General features: G+C 54.1%; 18 protein-coding genes. 13 read left to right on the top strand and 5 right to left on the bottom strand.

Translation table 11 applies throughout. The annotated features are described in order from the left end of the window. Window positions 1-20: 20 nt before the first annotated feature. The 7 genes from AArcSt2_RS01360 (at window position 21) to AArcSt2_RS01330 (ending at window position 5,914) form a co-directional block, all read left to right on the top strand. A complete protein-coding gene (locus tag AArcSt2_RS01360; RefSeq protein WP_174652877.1) occupies window positions 21-632 on the top strand; it encodes a translation initiation factor IF-2 subunit beta in 612 nt (203 codons plus the stop codon). Between the two features lie 65 nt (window positions 633-697). Continuing rightward, window positions 698-1,879 (top strand): M24 family metallopeptidase, encoded by a 1,182-nt coding sequence (locus AArcSt2_RS01355; RefSeq protein ID WP_250582415.1) that lies wholly within the window; start codon window positions 698-700, stop codon window positions 1,877-1,879. A gap of 4 nt (window positions 1,880-1,883) precedes the next feature. Continuing rightward, a complete protein-coding gene (locus AArcSt2_RS01350) occupies window positions 1,884-2,912 on the top strand; it encodes a dipeptidase (RefSeq protein WP_250582413.1) in 1,029 nt (342 codons plus the stop codon). Between the two features lie 62 nt (window positions 2,913-2,974). Beyond that, window positions 2,975-3,598 carry an HAD family hydrolase gene (locus AArcSt2_RS01345; protein ID WP_250582411.1) on the top strand — a complete coding sequence of 208 codons (624 nt, stop codon included), beginning with the start codon at window positions 2,975-2,977 and terminating at the stop codon, window positions 3,596-3,598. Then, entirely contained in the window at window positions 3,595-4,578 is a 984-nt protein-coding gene (gene cbiB / locus AArcSt2_RS01340; protein WP_250582409.1) for an adenosylcobinamide-phosphate synthase CbiB, read from the top strand. The genes AArcSt2_RS01345 and cbiB overlap by 4 nt, the downstream gene beginning before the upstream one ends. Further along, window positions 4,575-5,327 carry an adenosylcobinamide-GDP ribazoletransferase gene (cobS, locus tag AArcSt2_RS01335; RefSeq protein WP_250582407.1) on the top strand — a complete coding sequence of 251 codons (753 nt, stop codon included), beginning with the start codon at window positions 4,575-4,577 and terminating at the stop codon, window positions 5,325-5,327. The genes cbiB and cobS overlap by 4 nt, the downstream gene beginning before the upstream one ends. Further along, the gene (locus tag AArcSt2_RS01330; protein WP_250582405.1) at window positions 5,312-5,914 is read left to right on the top strand and encodes an NTP transferase domain-containing protein; all 603 of its coding nucleotides are present in this window, start codon (window positions 5,312-5,314) and stop codon (window positions 5,912-5,914) included. Before cobS ends, AArcSt2_RS01330 begins: the two co-directional genes overlap by 16 nt. Here the strand turns inward: AArcSt2_RS01330 and AArcSt2_RS01325 are convergent. Further along, window positions 5,900-6,829: a proline iminopeptidase-family hydrolase gene (locus tag AArcSt2_RS01325; protein ID WP_250582403.1), complete on the bottom strand. Its 930-nt coding sequence runs from the start codon at window positions 6,827-6,829 to the stop codon at window positions 5,900-5,902. The two genes, AArcSt2_RS01330 and AArcSt2_RS01325, sit on opposite strands and share 15 nt — an antisense overlap. A gap of 103 nt (window positions 6,830-6,932) precedes the next feature. Here AArcSt2_RS01325 and AArcSt2_RS01320 point away from each other — a divergent pair, with 103 nt between their 5' ends. Genes AArcSt2_RS01320 through AArcSt2_RS01305 form a run of 4 tightly spaced genes read left to right on the top strand, consistent with a single transcriptional unit; the run spans window position 6,933 to window position 11,014 of the window. Next, window positions 6,933-7,973, top strand: a complete 1,041-nt coding sequence (locus tag AArcSt2_RS01320; RefSeq protein ID WP_250582401.1) for a threonine-phosphate decarboxylase — start codon at window positions 6,933-6,935, stop codon at window positions 7,971-7,973. Continuing rightward, entirely contained in the window at window positions 7,966-8,694 is a 729-nt protein-coding gene (locus AArcSt2_RS01315; RefSeq protein WP_250582399.1) for an adenosylcobinamide amidohydrolase, read from the top strand. The genes AArcSt2_RS01320 and AArcSt2_RS01315 overlap by 8 nt, the downstream gene beginning before the upstream one ends. Window positions 8,695-8,726: 32 nt before the next feature. Then, window positions 8,727-9,407: a cob(I)yrinic acid a,c-diamide adenosyltransferase gene (locus AArcSt2_RS01310; RefSeq protein ID WP_174652887.1), complete on the top strand. Its 681-nt coding sequence runs from the start codon at window positions 8,727-8,729 to the stop codon at window positions 9,405-9,407. 8 nt (window positions 9,408-9,415) lie between these two features. Beyond that, window positions 9,416-11,014 (top strand): cobyric acid synthase, encoded by a 1,599-nt coding sequence (locus tag AArcSt2_RS01305; RefSeq protein WP_250582397.1) that lies wholly within the window; start codon window positions 9,416-9,418, stop codon window positions 11,012-11,014. Here the strand turns inward: AArcSt2_RS01305 and AArcSt2_RS01300 are convergent. The 3 genes from AArcSt2_RS01300 to AArcSt2_RS01290 all read right to left on the bottom strand — a co-directional run bounded on the left by AArcSt2_RS01300 (window position 11,011) and on the right by AArcSt2_RS01290 (window position 13,186). Beyond that, window positions 11,011-11,481 carry a hypothetical protein gene (locus AArcSt2_RS01300; RefSeq protein WP_250582395.1) on the bottom strand — a complete coding sequence of 157 codons (471 nt, stop codon included), beginning with the start codon at window positions 11,479-11,481 and terminating at the stop codon, window positions 11,011-11,013. The genes AArcSt2_RS01305 and AArcSt2_RS01300 overlap by 4 nt on opposite strands. Before the next feature lie 95 nt (window positions 11,482-11,576). Continuing rightward, entirely contained in the window at window positions 11,577-12,734 is a 1,158-nt protein-coding gene (locus AArcSt2_RS01295; protein ID WP_250582393.1) for an MBL fold metallo-hydrolase, read from the bottom strand. Window positions 12,735-12,778: 44 nt separating this feature from the next. Beyond that, window positions 12,779-13,186, bottom strand: a complete 408-nt coding sequence (locus AArcSt2_RS01290) for a DUF2237 family protein (protein ID WP_250582391.1) — start codon at window positions 13,184-13,186, stop codon at window positions 12,779-12,781. 89 nt (window positions 13,187-13,275) lie between these two features. Here AArcSt2_RS01290 and AArcSt2_RS01285 point away from each other — a divergent pair, with 89 nt between their 5' ends. Beyond that, entirely contained in the window at window positions 13,276-14,001 is a 726-nt protein-coding gene (locus AArcSt2_RS01285) for a phosphoglycerol geranylgeranyltransferase (protein ID WP_174652892.1), read from the top strand. Between the two features lie 5 nt (window positions 14,002-14,006). Here the strand turns inward: AArcSt2_RS01285 and AArcSt2_RS01280 are convergent, their stop codons facing one another. Then, window positions 14,007-16,343 carry an amino acid permease gene (locus AArcSt2_RS01280; RefSeq protein ID WP_250582389.1) on the bottom strand — a complete coding sequence of 779 codons (2,337 nt, stop codon included), beginning with the start codon at window positions 16,341-16,343 and terminating at the stop codon, window positions 14,007-14,009. A 232-nt stretch (window positions 16,344-16,575) separates the two neighbouring features. Here AArcSt2_RS01280 and aspS point away from each other — a divergent pair, with 232 nt between their 5' ends. Next, entirely contained in the window at window positions 16,576-17,880 is a 1,305-nt protein-coding gene (gene aspS / locus AArcSt2_RS01275) for an aspartate--tRNA(Asn) ligase (RefSeq protein WP_174652894.1), read from the top strand. The last annotated feature ends 4 nt before the right edge of the window (window positions 17,881-17,884 follow it).

The following is a 17,884-nucleotide window of genomic DNA, read 5'->3' as shown; positions in this document are numbered from 1 at the left end:
ACGCTCACATCCCAATAGACATGGACTACGAAGCAGGCCTCGATCGAGCGATCGAGAATCTCCCGGACCTTGGCGGATCGGACGAGCGGCTTTCTGTTCCCGACCCACAGGCACAGAAAGATGGTGCGTTTACACGACTGACAAATCTCTCTACAATTGCGGATGCACTTTCGCGAGACCCAGAGCATCTCCACAGTGGCATTCAGCGTGAACTCGGAACTGCGGGTCAGTTTGAGAATGGCCGTGGCCGATACAACGGATCGTTTACGCCACAAGACTTCTTGGCCGCAGTTGATGCGTACATCGAAGAGTACGTCACCTGTTCTGAGTGTGGGCTTCCTGACACCCGTCTTGTCATGGAGAACCGAACGCAGATGCTTCGCTGTGAGGCATGTGGTGCATTCCGCCCAGTGACGAAACGCCGCCGCAAACAGAGCCATCACGATCGCCCGGACCTCGAAGAGGGCAAAACCTACGAGGTCAAAATCACCGGCACTGGCCGCAAAGGCGATGGTGTTGCTGAGAAAGGTAACTACACTATTTTCGTCCCAGGTGCACAGGAAGGCGATGTGGTAAACATCTATATCAAGAATATCAGCGGGAATCTCGCGTTCGCTCGCGTCGATAACTAACGGCTCATTTTTGTTTTGGCTTCCGGTTCCCTGAACGTTATACACACGCATAGAGTGGCTCACGTATGGCAACACGCCTTCCAGCGGAAGCGTATGATACGCGCATTGCACGCGTTCGTGATCGGCTCTCAGATACCGAGGCAGACGCAGTGATCTGGTTTAGTGCAACCAGTATCGGTTATATAACCGGATTTCATCATATTCAGACCGAACGGCCGGTTGGATTGGTTGTGACTCCTGACCGGATCGAAATAACCGTTCCACGGCTTGAAGTTGAACGGGTTGAACCAAATCCACGAATCGATGCTGTCCACAGCTATTTCGACTATCCTGGCGGGAACCCGATCGAAACGATCGCAAGCATGCTTTCGGAGCTAGATCTCTCGTCAGTTGTGGCCGATACCGATGGTGCACCGGGTGTCATGGGGTACACCGGACCGTCGTTATCCGAGTTTGTCGATGTTGAGACACAGAACTGGGTGAGTCGGATGCGATGGGAGAAATCCGACGCAGAGGTGGCACTCATCCGGGAATCCGCACGATGGGCAAATCTTGGCCACCAGTATCTCGCCGACTACACCGAGGTGGGTGCACATCCAGCAACCGTCAGCCAACGGGCATCGATGGACAGTTCGCGTGCGATGTTAGACACGCTTGGCGATCGGTACGCAGTCCGTGTTCGTGGCGATGGGCCTGTTCACGCAGGATATATTTCAGGTACCGAGACTGCGCTCCCGCATGGCCATACGCCAAATGAGCGGCTCAAAGCCGGAGATGTGCTGATAACCGGTGCAACCGCAAATGTGGATGGCTACTATTCGGAACTTGAGCGGACAATGTTTGTTTCGGAGTACACTGATGAGGACGAACACTATTTTGAACTTATGTTGGAGGCGCAGACGATCGCAATTGAAGCGCTTGGGCCTGACGTTCCAGTCAGTCACGTTGATCAAGTAGTCTGGGACTACTTTACAGAACAGGGCGTCACCGAACTGGCACAGCATCACGTTGGACACAACATTGGTCTTGGAGGTCATGAACCACCATATATTGACAGAGGATGGGACGATGCGCAAGAACACGAGGAGAATACACTGATGAAACCAGGACACGTGTATACGATCGAACCAGGACTCTACACAGGGCGTGCTGGCTACCGTCACTCGGATACGATCGCAATCACTGAGGATGGGATCGAGTGGCTAACCTACTTCCCACGCGATCTTGCGTCGAACACAATTCGGTGACCCTGTGAATGAACCACTTCGTGTCTTTGACGGACACAACGACGTGTTGTTCGCAACGCGTGAGACAGGATCGATTACCGATCGCCCTGATGGCGGGCACATCGACCTCACGCGTGCACAAACTGGTGGCTTTGCGGGTGGATTTTTTGCTGCGTATGCCGGCAATGATGCAGTTGCAGGCGCAGCTGATGTCGACCTGTGGGCTGGGGAGCTACCAGCTGCGGTCCCACAGCCGATCGCTGCGCGTGAAATCGCCGACCAGTTCGATCGGCTGGACCAGTGGAGCAAGTCCGTTGATGGGTTCGAAACGGTCACCACTCTTGACCAGCTAGATGCGTGTCTTACAGGCGAGTTCATTGGTGCAGTGCCTCATATTGAGGGTGCAGCAGCAATTAGATCGGACCTTCGCAACCTCTCATCTTTGTACGATCGCGGACTGCGATCGGTCGGTATTGTTTGGAGCCGCCCGAATCAGTTTGGACATGGCGTCCCGTTTATTCACGACCACTCCCCTGATACTGGCCCCGGCCTCACTGAAGACGGTATTTCGCTTGTGTCTCGATGTGGCGAGTTTGGGATTGTTATTGACTGTGCACATCTCAACGAACGTGGATTTTGGGACGTGTATGACACAACACCGCATCCGATGGTTGTCAGCCATGCGGGTGCACATTCGGTCTGTCCAGCAACACGCAATCTCACCGACGAACAGCTTACAGCGATCGCGGAGACCGATGGTATTGTCGGTATTACACTGTCTGTGGCACATATCCGGCCGGATGGGCGCAATGATGTGGAGACGCCGATTGATGTCTTCTGTGATCACATCTCGTACGTTGTCGATCACATTGGAATTGACCACGTGGGCATCGGCTCTGATTTTGACGGCGCGACGATTCCGAATACGGTAGGTGACGTAACCGGTCTCAAACCGATCTTTGCAGCGCTTCGAGAGCGAGGCTACACAGCTGAGGAACTGGCGGCGCTCGCACAGACAAACTGGCGTCGTGTGATCGCGTCAACGTGGCAGTAGCAACTCGTTGCTCGCTCTCGATCGACCGATGTTTTCAAGCGCCTCGTGTCGAACCTGTATGTGTGGCAGTTTCATTTGATCTATTCGGAACGCTCGTCGCCGTTGCGTACCCCTCCGATCCAGCAGCGGCCGTCGCCGCTGAACTTCGATCGCTCGGCGTTACCGTCCCCGACGATTGGCATTCGCTGTACGGAACTGCACATATAGACGCCCCATCCGGTGCGGAGGTTCCGCTTCCGGCGCACGTCTCGGCCGCACTCAAACAGGGTGACGTACAGCCGGACGACAGTCTCATCAGACGAGCGGTTATCAATGCGTTTGACCCGGACGTTGAGACCGCACCTGGCGCACAGGACGCGATCGAAGCCGCCGGTGCAATTGGTCCCGTTGGGTTGCTCTCGAACTGCTCAGTTCCGGAACTAGTCGCCCGGACGCTGATCCGATCGGATATTGACCGGGCAGCGTTTGATACGATCGTGACGAGCGTTGCCTGCGGCTGGCGAAAACCCGACTGCCGCGCGTTTGAGGCGGTCGCAACACAACTCGAGTGCACAGTCTCTGAACTTACGCATGTTGGCGATACCGACCAAACCGATGGCGGAATCGAAGCCTGTGGTGGTCGCTACATTGGGGCAGATGTACCGTCGATACAGACGCTCCCCGATCGGTTTGAGGCAGTAGAATGAGCGTGGTGGTATCATTCTCAATTCCGATCGCACTCATCATTGCAACCGCACTTGATACGCTGTTTGCGGAGCCACCTGCACGGCTCCATCCCATCGTGTTTTTAGGTCGTGTCATTGAGCCTGTTGACGGCACTTATGATCGACCGCTTCTCGTCGGGACACTCGCTGCAGTCTGTATCCCGATCGGCTTTGCGGCAGTGCTTGGCGGTATCGTCTATCTCGTTGGCGTAGTAGTGCCACAAGTAGCTCCAGTTGTCGCTGGCGTCTTGCTATTCACACTGTTCAGCCAGCGGATGCTCCTCGAAACCGCCCGATCGGTTATCACCGCTACTAAAGATGATCTCGAAACGGCACGGCATGACCTGCGAGCACTTGCCGGTCGTGATGCAGCGGGGCTCTCACCCGAACAGATTCGGAGCGCTGCGACAGAAAGCGTTGCAGAGAATCTCGCAGATGGACTTGTTGGCCCACTGGGAGCGTTTACAATTGGTGCGCTTTTCATAACTGTTCTCGATGCATCCGTCTTTGCATCGGCAGTTCCAACATCACCAGCCGTTGCACTTGCGGTCGGTATCGCTGCGGCATCGTGGGTGAAAGCAGTCAATACAATGGATTCAATGATCGGCTACCGTAGCAAACGGGTGGGGACTCCAAGTGCCCGCCTGGACGATCTCGTCATGTGGATTCCAGCACGCATCAGCGCGTGTTTCATTTCACTTGCAGTTCCAAGCCCTGATCCGTTGCTGTCTGCACGTCGATGGGCACAAAACCCACCGTCACCAAACTCCGGATGGCCGATGGCAACGCTCGCTGGTGCGCTTCACGTCAAACTTGAAAAGCCGGGTGTGTACACACTCAATGAGCTTGCCTCGCTTCCAACCGTTTCTGAGGCACTTCGCGGTGTACAGGTTGTCTCCAGAGCTGGTCGACTCTTTATTCTGGTCTGTGTGCTTGCGGGGGTAGCGATTGGTGGAACATGATCTCAGCAATCCGCGGTGCGATCGGTTTTTTAACTCGTGTTCCGATCGCAACAACTGAAGCCGATTGGGACGCATTCAGACAACTTCCGTTAACGATTCCGCTCGTTGGAACGCTCATTGGTGCCGGTGCTGGGAGCGTGTTTCTGCTTCCGCTCCCATTGAATACGTCTGTGCCGCTGTATCTCGTCTTACTCTATCTTATTTCCGGTATTACACACGCCGATGGATTGGCGGACCTTGGCGATGGAGCGGTCGTTCATGGGTCTGCAACCGACCGCTTGGCGGTGATGGGTGACTCACAGTTGGGGGTTGGCGGGACGCTGTTGCTTGGTGTGACGCTTCTTGCGCTAACGCTCGGTGCAACAGGTGTTGGTGGGACTGGCTCAAGGCTTGTTTCCTTCCGGCTCTTTCTCGCCGCAGAGGTCGGTGCAAAGCTCGCAATGGTGTTTATTATCTGTTATGGAACCGCAGCACACGATGGGCTTGGCTCACAACTGCTGTCCGTTAACGGTCCCAAATCGTTCGGGATTGCACTGATCGCGGCATTGCCGATTGCGCTCTATCCGCCGCCGTTTGCATCCGGTGCGATCTTTGCAGCCCTTTTATCACCACTCTTTGTTGCACTCGTTCTGTTGTGGTGGGCGAACCGATCGCTCGGTGGCGCAACTGGTGATGTGATCGGTGCAACAAATGAGCTGGGTCGCGTTGTCGGCCTCCATGCAGGGGTGCTTGGATGGATCTTCCTGTAACGACTGCACTCGTTCTTTGTGGTGGCAAAGGAACACGACTTGTCGATACGGAGACCGAAAAACCGCTGGTTGAGATTTGTGGGACGCCAATGGTCGATCGCGTTTGCAACGCACTCCGAGCCAGTTCGATCGAGACGGTTGTTTGCGTCACGTCACCGCATACACCTGAGACGACGACGTACCTAGAATCACAGCCGGATCTTACGGTGATCGAAACATCGGGTGAGGGGTATGTCGCTGATCTCTCAGCGGCCCTAGAAGGGCTATCGATGCCTGTTCTAACGGTTGCCGCTGATCTGCCACTCCTAACTGGCTCGCTCATCGATGATCTGTGTCAGTCTCTCATTGTGCCTGTGCGATCGACCACAGTCTGTGTTCCCGTTGCTCGGAAACGAGCGCTTGGACTCAGTGCCGATACCTCATTTACACCTGCCGGTGCTGATGACTCTGTTACACCAAGCGGTGTCAATACTGTTGCATCAGATGGTGAGGAGACGATCGTCCGAACCGATCTCGAACTGGCCGTTAATGTAAATCGACCGGCCGATCGGGCGGTTGCAGAACGGTACTGTTCACACAACGGTTGATAAAAAGCCAGAAACAACTGACTGGTGTTTCTCGCGCTGTTCCCAAAACGGCATGTGGCTCGCATCCGAAAAGACAAACAGTTCTGCACCGGGGATGGTGGCTGCAATCTCTTCAGCAATCGAAGGCTCGATCTCATCGTATTCGCCGCTCAAAACAAGCGTTGGACAGTCGATCGCAGGGATCTCGTCGGTCACATCCCACCCACGAAGCCGGGCGGTCTCAGCAACAACGAACTCGCTTTGTCCCCACATGAGGCCATAAATATCCATATTGAACGTAGTCCCGATTTCGTAGTGGAGTGGCTTTCTCTCCGTTCGAAGCACATGGTTCTCCCTGATCGCTTCGTCAAACGCACTGAATCGATCGTCGTCAAAGGCTCGTGCTTCGACCAACTGGTCAAACAGTTCCCGATCGTCCGTAGAGAGAGATGATGCAGCCGCACGCATCGACGCTGCTGCCCGTTGGGTCTCCGATAAGGTATTTGCCAGAACAAGCCCCTGAACGTGCTCTGGATATGCCAGCGCGTACTCCTGTGCTAACATCCCACCCCATGAGTGTCCATAGAGTGTCACCGTCTCAACGCCGATCGCCTGTCGAAACGCATCTAGCCGATCGCGGTAGCCTTCAACAGTGTAATAATCGAACTCTCCGTCCGGCGGCCGCTTCGATCGGCCACAGCCAAACTGATCATATAAATAGATCGTCCAGTCATCCCCGAGAAGATCAACGACCGGTGCAAGGTAGTCGTGTGTTGATCCTGGGCCACCGTGAAGCCCAATGAGGACGTTCTCTCCGGTTCCAAACTTCCGGTAGTAGAGATAGCCGTCGGAGAGTGATGCGTAGCCATCAGTGTGTGGGACGTCAAAATACGGTGTGAGTGAGGGTGGATCGGATAACCCGTCTGGTCGTGTCATGGTGCTCTGAAATCACAATGTGACACCACCACAAAAAGCTTCACAGCGCGGCAGTCTCTGTCTTCTAGTGGGATTGAAGTGGGTAACGGACCCAGAGTGAGTAATGGATCATAGCGCGATCGACACGCTCGGACAGGTTCCACACGGCGGAGACCCAGATCCACGCGTGTTAGATTTCAGTGCAAACACAAACCCGAACACACCGCCTGGCACGCATGCGGCCTATATGGACGCTTTTGCGGCCGCAAAACGGTATCCGGATCCGGCCTACCGATCGTACCGAACTGCTGCAGCGGAATATCTCACATGGGAGCACACACAGGCAGATGTACATGCGACCCCGCTCACACCGGCGTCAATCATTCCAACTGCGGGTGGGTTGGTCGGAATGCGTCTACTCTTTGAGTGTACGCTCTCACAGGGTGATTCGGTCCTTGTTCCAACACCGAGCTTTGGTGAGTATGCCCGAGAGGTCAGGCTGCAGGGTGCAACACCGGTGTTTGTCTCGCATGATTCAATTCTCAGCTGCGACCCTACTGGCCACGATGTTGCCATTGTCTGCAATCCAAACAATCCAACCGGTACGCTGTACGATCGCTCCGCACTCACCTCGTTTGCAACGCGCTGTGTCGACGCAGAGACAACCTTGCTGGTCGATGAGGCATTTCTTGATTATACGAATGCAGGCTCACTTGTTGGGATGGATGGTGTCGTTGTGGCTCGATCGCTCACCAAAATATTTGGCCTCCCCGGACTCCGGGCTGGGTTCCTTGCAACAACTGACTCACTCGGCGACCGACTGTCGACAGCGAAGCCAACATGGGGATTGAGCACGCCTGCAAGCCGTGTCGGTGAACACTGTTTCTCGCAAACCGCGTTCGTGAAAGAGACAATCGAACGCGTCGCTACCGAGCGAACCAGAATGACCGATCGGCTCTCAGAGCGGTTTACCGTATATCCCTCTGCTGCACCATTTCTATTGCTGGAGACTGACAGACCGGTTGCGGAAATAGTGGCGGAGACACGTGAACACGGAGTTGCAATTCGTGATGCGACAACGTTCCGTGGGCTTGATTCCCACATTCGGGTCGCAATTAAACAACCATCGCAGAACGATCGACTGCTTGAGGCGCTCAATGTCTGAGAATGTCTTTGAGAGTACGGTTCGGTCGGGAGTCCTCCAAGCGTATCGCCCACATACACGGTGGCTCTCGACCGGTGTTAGTGGAGGGACCCATACGGCGGACGCTGCGTACAATATCACCGTTCCGGAGGGGTGGGGCGAGACTAATCTGTCAGCGTACATCGATCGACGGCGGGAGGGAGCAGAGTTTACGACTGGAGGTCCTGCGCTCTTGACCGGTGTTGACCTCCGGCATGCACGCCGGGCACAACATGGATCCGTTGAAGCGATCGTGACAGCTGGTGTTTCGAACCCAGCCACGCTCCCGTTAGATACCGATAGACCTGAATACGCGCAGACTGACTCGACGTTTCGCCCTGGAACAATCAATATTATTGTGGGGACCACAACGGCACTCTCGTCGGGTGCACTCGCAAATCTCGTTGCGATCGTTGCAGAGGCAAAAACAGCCACGCTGCTTCCGCTGACGGGATTTACTGGAACCACAAGCGATGCGATCGTCGTGGGATGTGATCCGAACGGCTCAAAAGAAACATTCTCCGGCTCAGCAACCGCGGTCGGCGATGCGACCCGTGCCTGTGTTCGAGATGCACTTGTTGCTGCACTTGAATCACGCTATGCGTCCGTTCCGATCCCAACATCAGTTGCGGATGCGACGTATGGGATTGAAACAACAACAACTGCCACTGTGAGCGAACTTTCACAACACAGTCGTGAGTAACAACCAAGCATCCTGCGGTCAGAGTATCTTTTATGACTGACCCAAAAGAGGTTCGCCGCAACACACCCGGCAAAGGGATCAAGCCAACAGCACAGTCGATCGAACCAACTGCCCCTGATGAGTTCGGCCTCACACAGGTCTGGTGGGGGGATGGAAAAGGAAAGACAACTGCAGCAATGGGAATGGGATTTCGTGCCGCCGGCCATGGGTATCGAGTCCATATGCTCCAATTCATGAAAGGCGGTGCAGACAGCGTCGAATCCGTCCGTGGAGAGTACAACGCGATCGCCGCCATGCCGGGGTTCAGTTACGAAAATACTGGCCACTACGGCTGGCACGGGCTTGCAGACGGAAGCGAGGATAGCGACCATCAAACAAACGCGGATGCAGCCCTTGAACGGACGTTTGCACTCCTTGACGCTGCGCAAGATGCAGTGTTGTCAGAGCCGATTGATCCCGATAGCGATCCTGCTGCGGGCGTTCATATGCTGATTCTGGATGAGATTCTCTACGCTGCAGATCAAGGCCTCCTTACTGAAGATGATGTGTTGGCCGTTATCGATCGCGCTCCTGACCGACTGGAGTTGGTTCTAACTGGAAGTCACACCAAACCCGAATACCTGTATGAGCATGCAGACCTCGTCACACAGGTCGGAAAAGAGAAGCATCCGATCGATGCTGGCCAGCGTGCACGCAGTGGGACTGAGTACTGAGTACTCTCATGTCAGCAGAGACACTTCTCATCGCAGGGACTGCAAGCCATGTTGGCAAAAGCACGGTTGCAGCCGGGCTCTGTCGGCTCCTCGCTGATCGGGGATTCTCAGTTGCCCCTTTCAAAGCGCAGAATATGAGCAACAACGCACATGCAGTGCCGCGAACGAACGCCGATGGCCCTCCATTTGGTGAGATTGGTGTCTCACAGGCGGTTCAAGCACGAGCCGCACGAGTGAGCGCAACGACTGATATGAATCCGGTGCTGCTCAAACCGCGTGGTGATGGCGAATCACAACTTGTGCTTGATGGCGTTGGTGTTGGCCACTTCGCTGCTGGGAGCTACTACGATGACCACTGGAAACAGGCGCGTGAAACCGCGCGTTCCGCACACGATCGGCTTGCGAGCGAACATGAGGTTATTGTTGCAGAGGGCGCAGGCTCGATTGCCGAAATTAACCTTCACCATCGCGATTTAGCAAATGTTGAGACGGCCCGATTTGCAGAGGCATCGATCGTTCTCGTCGGGGATATCGAACGTGGCGGCGTCTTTGCGTCGCTTGTTGGGACGCTTGAACTGATGCCTGATGACCTTCGTGAACAGGTTTGTGGGGTGATCATCACAAAGTTCCGCGGTGACCCCTCGCTCCTTGAGCCAGGACTAGATGCGTTTGAGAAACGAACCGACGTTCCTGTGTTAGGTGTCATTCCGTATGACGATCCGGGGTTGCCGGAAGAAGATAGCGTCTCACTGCCTGCTGAAGGGGAGCGGAAACGTACTGGTGCGGATGATGGCGTCCCGCCTGAATCGTCCGTCACCATTGCGGTTCCGCGATTTCCACGTGCCTCGAATATGACCGATCTTGAACCGCTTGCGCGTGTTCCTGGCGTCCGAATCGTCTATACTCCACTGGATGATGATCTCAGTGACGCCGATGCACTGATTCTGTCCGGCACAAAAAACACCGTCAACGATCTGCTCGCACTCTACGAGCAGGGGATGGCAGAACAGATCCGATCGTTTGACGGGCCGATCGTCGGACTTTGCGGCGGCTATCAGATGCTCGGTGAGAAACTCACTGCTGTTCACACCGAGGCAACAAGCGAAACAGATACCGATGACTGTCTCGCTGGGCTTGGGCTCCTCCCGGTTGAGACACGCTTTTTTTCGGAGAAACAGGTTCGTCCAGCGACGCTGACGGTTGATGGCGTCGGTCCGCTTGCGGGTGTCTCCGGGACTGTCACTGGGTATGAGATTCATACTGGAGAGACAACTGCCGTTGCAGGTGAGGCCGTGGATACCCGATCGCTTCCGTTTGGTGACGCGGATACTGATACCGATGCTGATGCTGATGCAGATGTTGAGGCTCGCGTTACCGATCGATCGCCAGCGCTTGGGTACTGCAATGAGTCTGTCCTTGGGACGTATCTACACGGGCTCTTTGAAAACGAAACTGTACGGGATGGATTTGTTGCTGCAGTGTATCGCTCAGCGGATCGATCGCGTCCGGATATTGAAATGGAATCGACAGATCCGTACGATCGCGCTGCAGCGCTCATTGAGAAAACGGTCTCTCTTGAGCCACTCTTTGAAAAAATGAAAATCTAGGTCCGTCGTGCAAGTGCGTACACACCTGCGACGAGGACACCGAAGACAATGTGTGCGGTAAACGATGGAATCGAGAACGATGGAACTGCCATCCCCATGTTTGCAACGGTGTTTAGCCATAGCGGCATCACGAACGCAGCGACGATCGTGAGCACAACGCCATAGAGTGCGCCAAGTCCAATGATGTTCTGCATGCTTGTCGCATACTTGCTAATCGGGGTCTCACGGATTGCTGCAACAAAGAGCAATGCAAAGAGGATACTATGAACAAGATGTGCTGCCCATCCTGCGGTGAGTGTTGGCTGTCCATACAGTGCACCGATCGCAGGCATTGCATCCATCCAGAACTGCATCAACAGTCCCATTGCTGCGCCACCAAGGAGCCCACCGCTTATTGCGACGATCCATGGACTTCGGTTCAGTTCGAGCGATACTTGTGACTCGGTGGTTTTTGCTTGTGCAGACATACAGTTCACCAATATACTAGACTGTCTTCAGAGGCGATAACTCGTGTTTACGATCGCCCGGAAGATTCGAATTTTTGAAGCATCCCTAGCCGCATTTAATCTGCACCTGCGTCCGTCTCCGCTGCGCACCGATTCGGACCCAGTTCCAGTTCGATCGCGTCCGTTTCGTTCTCCACGGTCGTCGATCCCTGATTGATTCCGATGACGGTTTCATAGTTCGGTGGTTTCTCTGGCAACCGTGCAGTGATCCGCTCAACAAAGTCATCCCGATCTGCTGAGAGGATGTCTAATCCAACCCGTGTCTCTCCAATTGTGGTGACGATCGGCTCACCTGATGTCGCCGGTGAGGTCCCATCGTTTCGAATCGTGAAATGACCCGGCAGCACCGTGACGCTGTCCGGCTCTGCAAGGAGTGTTCGATGAAGCGAGTCATACAGCTGTGTTGCACCCGTCTGTGCTTCACCGTCGCCAAACTGAAGCTCCGTTCGTCCAACCGACTCAACAAACAGCGTATCGCCAGTGATGACTGCTTCGGTGTCAATGAGATAGCTCACCATATCGGAGGTGTGCCCAGGCGTTGCGAGCGCTTTGATATCGACACCACCAACTTCAACAACGTCGTTCGGTGCAAGGGGCTCAAACGCATGTGTAACATCTCTGCCTGCCGCTTCGTGACCCATATAATATGGCACGTCAAGCGCTGTCGCAAGCGATCGCCCACCGGAGATGTGATCTGCATGGATGTGGGTATCAAACACCGCTGTAATTGGCGTTCCAAGCGCGTCTGCTGCAGCCGTGAACTCGTCCGTGTGACGCGTTGCGTCAATGACTGCAGCTTCACCGTTTGACGCAATGAGATAGCCAAGACAGCCTTTTGCTCTGCGCTGGATCTGCACGATTGTCAGATCGTCAGCCAGTTCGATCGGCACGTGATCATAGACGGCACTCCACGCTCTCATCCCCTCAAGCACAACCGTTACGTCATTGTATCCCGCAGATTCAAGATCCTCGGCGATCGCATAGGAGGCCTTCCCTTTTGCACAGATTGTGATTATTTCATCGTCTTTCTGGATACCAGTCGCGGAAACGAGCGCATCGAGATCGAACTCGTGAAACGGTTTATAAAAATACTGCACCGATCCCGGAATACGCCACCCTTCGAAGCTCTCCGTATCGCGTGTGTCGAGGAGAACAAACTCGTCGCCTGCATCCAGACGATCCCGAAGCTCCGATGCCGTGATTTCGCTCACCATACAATATCACACGTCAGCAAGCAGGAAAATACCACCGCTGTCTGCTAGTCGCTCCCGCCCTCAGCCTCGCTTTTGTCTTCGTCTTCTTCGTACGCATGCTTACGGAGCGTTTCAACCGAAACCTCATCTGTCACGCCGGCGGTTGTCGCTTCCAACAAGACTGGCGGTGCAACCCCTGCATCCAATGCTTCGACCCACCGAGGGAGGCACACGCACCACCGATCGCCAGGATGTAGCCCCGGAAACTGCCACTCGGGGCGTGGTGTAATGAGGTCATTGCCTTGTTCGCGGCTGTATTCAAGAAACGCTTGCGTCATAACTGCACAGACTTCATGTCGCCCAGGATCACGATCGAGCTGCCGACAGTGTCCATCCCGGAGGTAGCCTGTTTCCGGCGACATACTACATGGTGCAAGCGGTGTTCCGAGCACGTTCTCTTCAGAGTCGTCCATATAATCGTATTATTTTGGACGGAGTTAGTGATGATCCTCACAGTTGTTCATCGGACCCTTTTTATCTTCACACGGAACAACTCCTGACAATGAGTAAGCCGTGGGAATCGTGGGATCACATTCTCAAAGTTGATCCTGACAAAGAGTTACAGCCGGGCGAAACGTTCGAAGATGTCTGTCAGACGGGAACCGATGCGATCGAGATCGGCGGAACGCTCGGAATGACTGAAGAAAAGATGCAGCGAGTCATTGATGCTTGTGCGGAGTACGATGTTCCCCTGTATCAGGAACCATCAAACCCCGGTGTTGTTATCGACTCGCCAGCACTTGATGGCTATCTTATTCCAACCGTCTTCAATTCTAAAGACCCCTTCTGGATCGTTGGCGCACATAAAGAGTGGGTTCGGATCGAGAACGGTCTTGACTGGGACCGAACCACAACCGAGGCGTACATCGTGATGAATCCAGAGGCATCGGTTGCAGAGTACACCGAAGCGGACTGCGATCAATCCGCGGAGGATGTGGCCTCATTTGCCCGCGTTGCAGAGAAGATGTTCGGACAAGAGATCATCTATATTGAGTACTCCGGCACGTTCGGTGATACAGAAATTGTCTCGGCGGCGCACGATGCATTAGATAACTCTACGCTCTTTTATGGCGGTGGTATTCGGGACTACGATACTGCCTACGAGATGGGACAACACGCAGATGTCGTTGTTGTTGGTGATCTGCTTCACGATCAGGGATGCGATGCAGTCCGAGAGACTGTCGAAGGCGTCAAAAACGCCCACGGAACGATCGCTACACCCGAGTAGCTCCGTTAGGAGAACAAATAATCCATCAGTAGACGCCGGAGTATCCCTCTCCGTTTTGCCCCATCATGTGTCTGTACCATCAGCGAGGTGCACGACACTGAGTCAACCAACCGATTTGCCGGTCGCCCGAATAGCTGCCCGCTAATTCCGGATCGATCGACGCCGGTAACCAATAGATCAGCCTCACCAACGAACCGCGTTAAACCTTTAATTCGATCGTCTGTCTCGATAACCGTTGACCGCGCAGGAACAGTACAGAGCGAAATGAGTTCGTTATGATAGGCTTTGATTGTTTCACGCTGGCTTTCGGGTGCATCTGCTGGAAGTGCATGAAGTAGGTTCAGCTCGGCCCCTGTTTCCTCCGCAATTGCATCTGCCAGCAGTATTTTTAATGGATCGAATGCACCACGGTTTGCAACCACCGCGATTTCGTCTGCCCCCGTGAATCCTCTGTCTTCAACGAGCACAACATCACACGGTGCATTGTCTAAGATCCACTGTGTTTCACCACCGAACAGCTGATCGTAGAAATCTGCCGTTCGACGTTCAATTAGTAGTAGGTCAATCCCCTCATACGTTGCAAAATCGACAATCGCGTCTTTGTGGTCCTCGCTATCGATCTCGCGGTAGCGTATTTTGGTGTTCGCAGATTGTCTCTCTCCATTGCGCTCTGAGAGCGGGGCTGTTTGTCCACCATCTGTTTCTTGATTTACCTGTCGGTCTGGGTACCATTTGGGGAGCGAGCCGTCAGCGGTTTGGAGCCACTCCGGCTCATCTTTTTCAATCACTGTTGCGTGCTGCTCGGCGAAGATCTGGTGTGGTATGTCAAGAAACTCAACGACAGAGACATCTGTTGTACGCAATCGGCCCGTATCAGTCGCAACTCGAAGCATACCCCGTTTTGTCTGGTCGGATGTTTGATCAGTCAGCGCCACGAGCACGTCGTACTCACCATCATCCTCAAACAAACTCCGAGTCCGATCGGTTGCAGCTTCACCAATATTCTGTCGGATTGCGCCACGTGCGGCACCTTCTCGATCGACGCGCTTGCTGGCGTATAGTACGTAGTATATTACTGCAACAGATGTCACACCGACCGCGCCGAGAAGTGGAACGGTCCCAACTTGTGTGAGTACAACAAGCCCACTCGCCATTCCAAACAATTGAACCCATGGATATAACGGTGCCACAAACTCGGGATCATACCCCTCAACAGTTCCCTCACGAAAGCCAATCAGTGCGAGATTCACGAGCATGAAGACAATAATCTGAAACGCGCTTCCGAACTTTGCGACTTGATCGATCGGAAAGAACGCAACAAGCAGGATAATAATACCACCCGAAACAGCAACCGAAAGCACGGGGGTATTGAACCGATCGCTCACCGTTTCAAACTGCGACGGTGCAAGATTATCTCGGGCCATCGCAAACGGAAATCGCGACGCTGAAAGGAGGCCTGCATTCGCGGTTGATGCAAGCGCAAGGAGCGCAGCCAGTACAACCGCAGCCACACCAACTGGTCCGAGCGTGGCATCCGCAGCTAACGCCATGATTGGCCCCTCACCATCTACGTTGAGTTCTCCGGCCTCTATTGCTGCAGGAATGTCAACAAGCCCAATCGCGACGTATACAATGAGCACGTACAGCAGTGTGGTGAAAACCAACGACCCAATCATCGCCCGAGGAATCGTCTTTCCAGGGTCTTTGACCTCCTCTGCAACTGCTGCAATCTTAATCACGCCAGCATAAGAGATGAATACCAGTGCGGTTGCGGCGAGGAAGCCACCACTCCCAACCGAAAATGCACCTGCAGTCCGCTCTGGGACGATATCCGGTGCACCGCTGACCACAAACCATCCCATCACGAGAATCATAATACCAACGATCGCAAACTGAAATCCACCTGCACTTTTTGTACTGACGATATTAATTATGGTGAACAGCAATGCAAGCCCAATCGCAATTGGAATAATGTATTCTGCAACTCCCGGCGCGACAAAAATAAGATATGGGACACCGCCGACAAGCGCAAGTGCGCCTTTAAACGAGAGCATAAACCAGTTTCCGATGCCTGCAATTGTTCCTAATAGTGGGCCCATCCCACGTTCAACATAGACGTAGGACCCGCCATCTTCCGGCATCGCAGTCGCCATTTCGGATGCACTTAACGCAGCAGGCAACACAAGCAAGCCAGCAATAAGGAATGCGGCGACAACTGCTGGCCCTTCAACCTGCATGTATGCGACACCGGGGAGAATGAAAATACCACTGCCAACCATCGCACCGATCGCAATTGCGCTCGTCGAAAATAACCCAAGTTCACGTTTTAATCCTGATGGCATCTGCTAAGAACACCGTGAAAATTTGTCTTGAACTTGTTCTGAATGTATAGCACCGCCGCTCTCTGACCGCATGTGAACCCACACCATATTGATATGTACCAATATACGAGTTGAATACTGATAAATGCGTGGCTAGGTGCGCTCTAACCCATGTTTTCTGTTTCGAAAAGAGTGGCTCTCGATCCGATCGGAAACGGGGTCTTTTATGCCTGTCCCTCGGCAACCACAGAGTATGCGTAACCGAACATACACTGCAGATGCAGCGCCCGGCGATGAGGTAACTGTCGCAGGGTGGGTTCACGAGATTCGTGACCTTGGTGGAATCGCCTTCTTGATTCTCCGGGATAAAACCGGACAGATTCAGATCAAATTTGAAAAAGACGATATGGATGAAGACCTCGTTGAGACCGGTCTTGGTGTCTCCCGAGAATCCGTCCTCTCTGTTACAGGTACCGTCGCAGAGGAACCGCGTGCGCCAACGGGTGTCGAAGTGACTCCCTCTGAAGTCGAAGTTATCGCAGCAGCAGACACCGAACTCCCACTCGATCCATCGGGGAAAGTTGATGCTGAGATCTCAACCCGTCTAAACAACCGGACGCTTGATCTTCGAAAGCCGGAGGTCAAAGCAATCTTCGAGATTCGCGCGGAGATTCAGCGTGCAGCCCGAGAGACGTTCCGCAACCACGACTGTACCGAAATCAACACGCCAAAAATCGTCGCAACCGGTACCGAAGGTGGAACCGAATTGTTCCCAATTACGTACTTCGGTGAAGAGGCATTTATGAACCAGAGTCCACAGCTTTTCAAACAGCTGATGGCTGGCTCTGGCCTCGAGCGCGTGTTCGAGATTGGACCGATCTTCCGCGCCGAAGAGCACAACACCCCACGGCACCTCAACGAAGCGACCTCGATCGACTTTGAGGGTGCGTTCTGCGACCACACCGAAGCGATGGACGTTGCAGAGGCAGTCGTCAAAGCCGCATACGAAGCAGTTGCAGAGAACTGCGAAGCACAGCTTGAAGCGATCGGCCTCGCCGAGGAGTTCGAGGTTCCAGATGGGGACTTCCCACGACTGAGCTATGAGGAAGCGATCGAACGGATCAACGCAACAGGAAAGCTTGATGAACAGCTTGTCTGGGGAGACGACCTCCCAACCGAGGGCGAGGTTGCACTCGGAGAAGATGTTGGTGAGCACTACTTCATCACCGACTGGCCATCGGAAATTAAGCCGTTCTACATCATGGACCACGAGGACGACGAGCAGCTGTCGACCGGATTCGATCTGATGCACCCGCGGATGGAACTTGTCTCCGGTGGACAGCGTGAACACCGATACGAGCATCTCATCGCCGGATTCGAACAACAGGGCCTCGATCCCGAGGCGTTTGACTACTACACAAAGATGTTCAAATATGGCATGCCGCCACACGCAGGCTTCGGACTCGGTGGCGAGCGACTTGTCATGACGATCCTCGGATTGGATAACATCCGTGAAGCAGTGTTATTCCCACGAGATCGACAACGTCTCTCACCGTAGATCA

The sequence above is a fragment of the Natronocalculus amylovorans genome, assembly GCF_023638035.1.
Classification (GTDB): Archaea; Halobacteriota; Halobacteria; order Halobacteriales; family Haloferacaceae; genus Natronocalculus; species Natronocalculus amylovorans.
This window is presented reverse-complemented; position numbering and strand designations above follow the sequence as displayed.

Coding starts and splice junctions, on each gene's coding strand:
- AArcSt2_RS01360 (WP_174652877.1), top strand. CDS start 21: ATGGACTACGAAGCAGGCCTCGATCGAGCGATCGAGAATCTCCCGGAC.
- AArcSt2_RS01355 (WP_250582415.1), top strand. CDS start 698: ATGGCAACACGCCTTCCAGCGGAAGCGTATGATACGCGCATTGCACGC.
- cbiB (WP_250582409.1), top strand. CDS start 3,595: ATGAGCGTGGTGGTATCATTCTCAATTCCGATCGCACTCATCATTGCA.
- cobS (WP_250582407.1), top strand. CDS start 4,575: ATGATCTCAGCAATCCGCGGTGCGATCGGTTTTTTAACTCGTGTTCCG.
- AArcSt2_RS01330 (WP_250582405.1), top strand. CDS start 5,312: ATGGATCTTCCTGTAACGACTGCACTCGTTCTTTGTGGTGGCAAAGGA.
- AArcSt2_RS01325 (WP_250582403.1), bottom strand. CDS start 6,829: ATGACACGACCAGACGGGTTATCCGATCCACCCTCACTCACACCGTAT.
- AArcSt2_RS01320 (WP_250582401.1), top strand. CDS start 6,933: ATGGATCATAGCGCGATCGACACGCTCGGACAGGTTCCACACGGCGGA.
- AArcSt2_RS01315 (WP_250582399.1), top strand. CDS start 7,966: ATGTCTGAGAATGTCTTTGAGAGTACGGTTCGGTCGGGAGTCCTCCAA.
- AArcSt2_RS01310 (WP_174652887.1), top strand. CDS start 8,727: ATGACTGACCCAAAAGAGGTTCGCCGCAACACACCCGGCAAAGGGATC.
- AArcSt2_RS01305 (WP_250582397.1), top strand. CDS start 9,416: ATGTCAGCAGAGACACTTCTCATCGCAGGGACTGCAAGCCATGTTGGC.
- AArcSt2_RS01300 (WP_250582395.1), bottom strand. CDS start 11,481: ATGTCTGCACAAGCAAAAACCACCGAGTCACAAGTATCGCTCGAACTG.
- AArcSt2_RS01295 (WP_250582393.1), bottom strand. CDS start 12,734: ATGGTGAGCGAAATCACGGCATCGGAGCTTCGGGATCGTCTGGATGCA.
- AArcSt2_RS01290 (WP_250582391.1), bottom strand. CDS start 13,186: ATGGACGACTCTGAAGAGAACGTGCTCGGAACACCGCTTGCACCATGT.
- AArcSt2_RS01285 (WP_174652892.1), top strand. CDS start 13,276: ATGAGTAAGCCGTGGGAATCGTGGGATCACATTCTCAAAGTTGATCCT.
- AArcSt2_RS01280 (WP_250582389.1), bottom strand. CDS start 16,343: ATGCCATCAGGATTAAAACGTGAACTTGGGTTATTTTCGACGAGCGCA.
- aspS (WP_174652894.1), top strand. CDS start 16,576: ATGCGTAACCGAACATACACTGCAGATGCAGCGCCCGGCGATGAGGTA.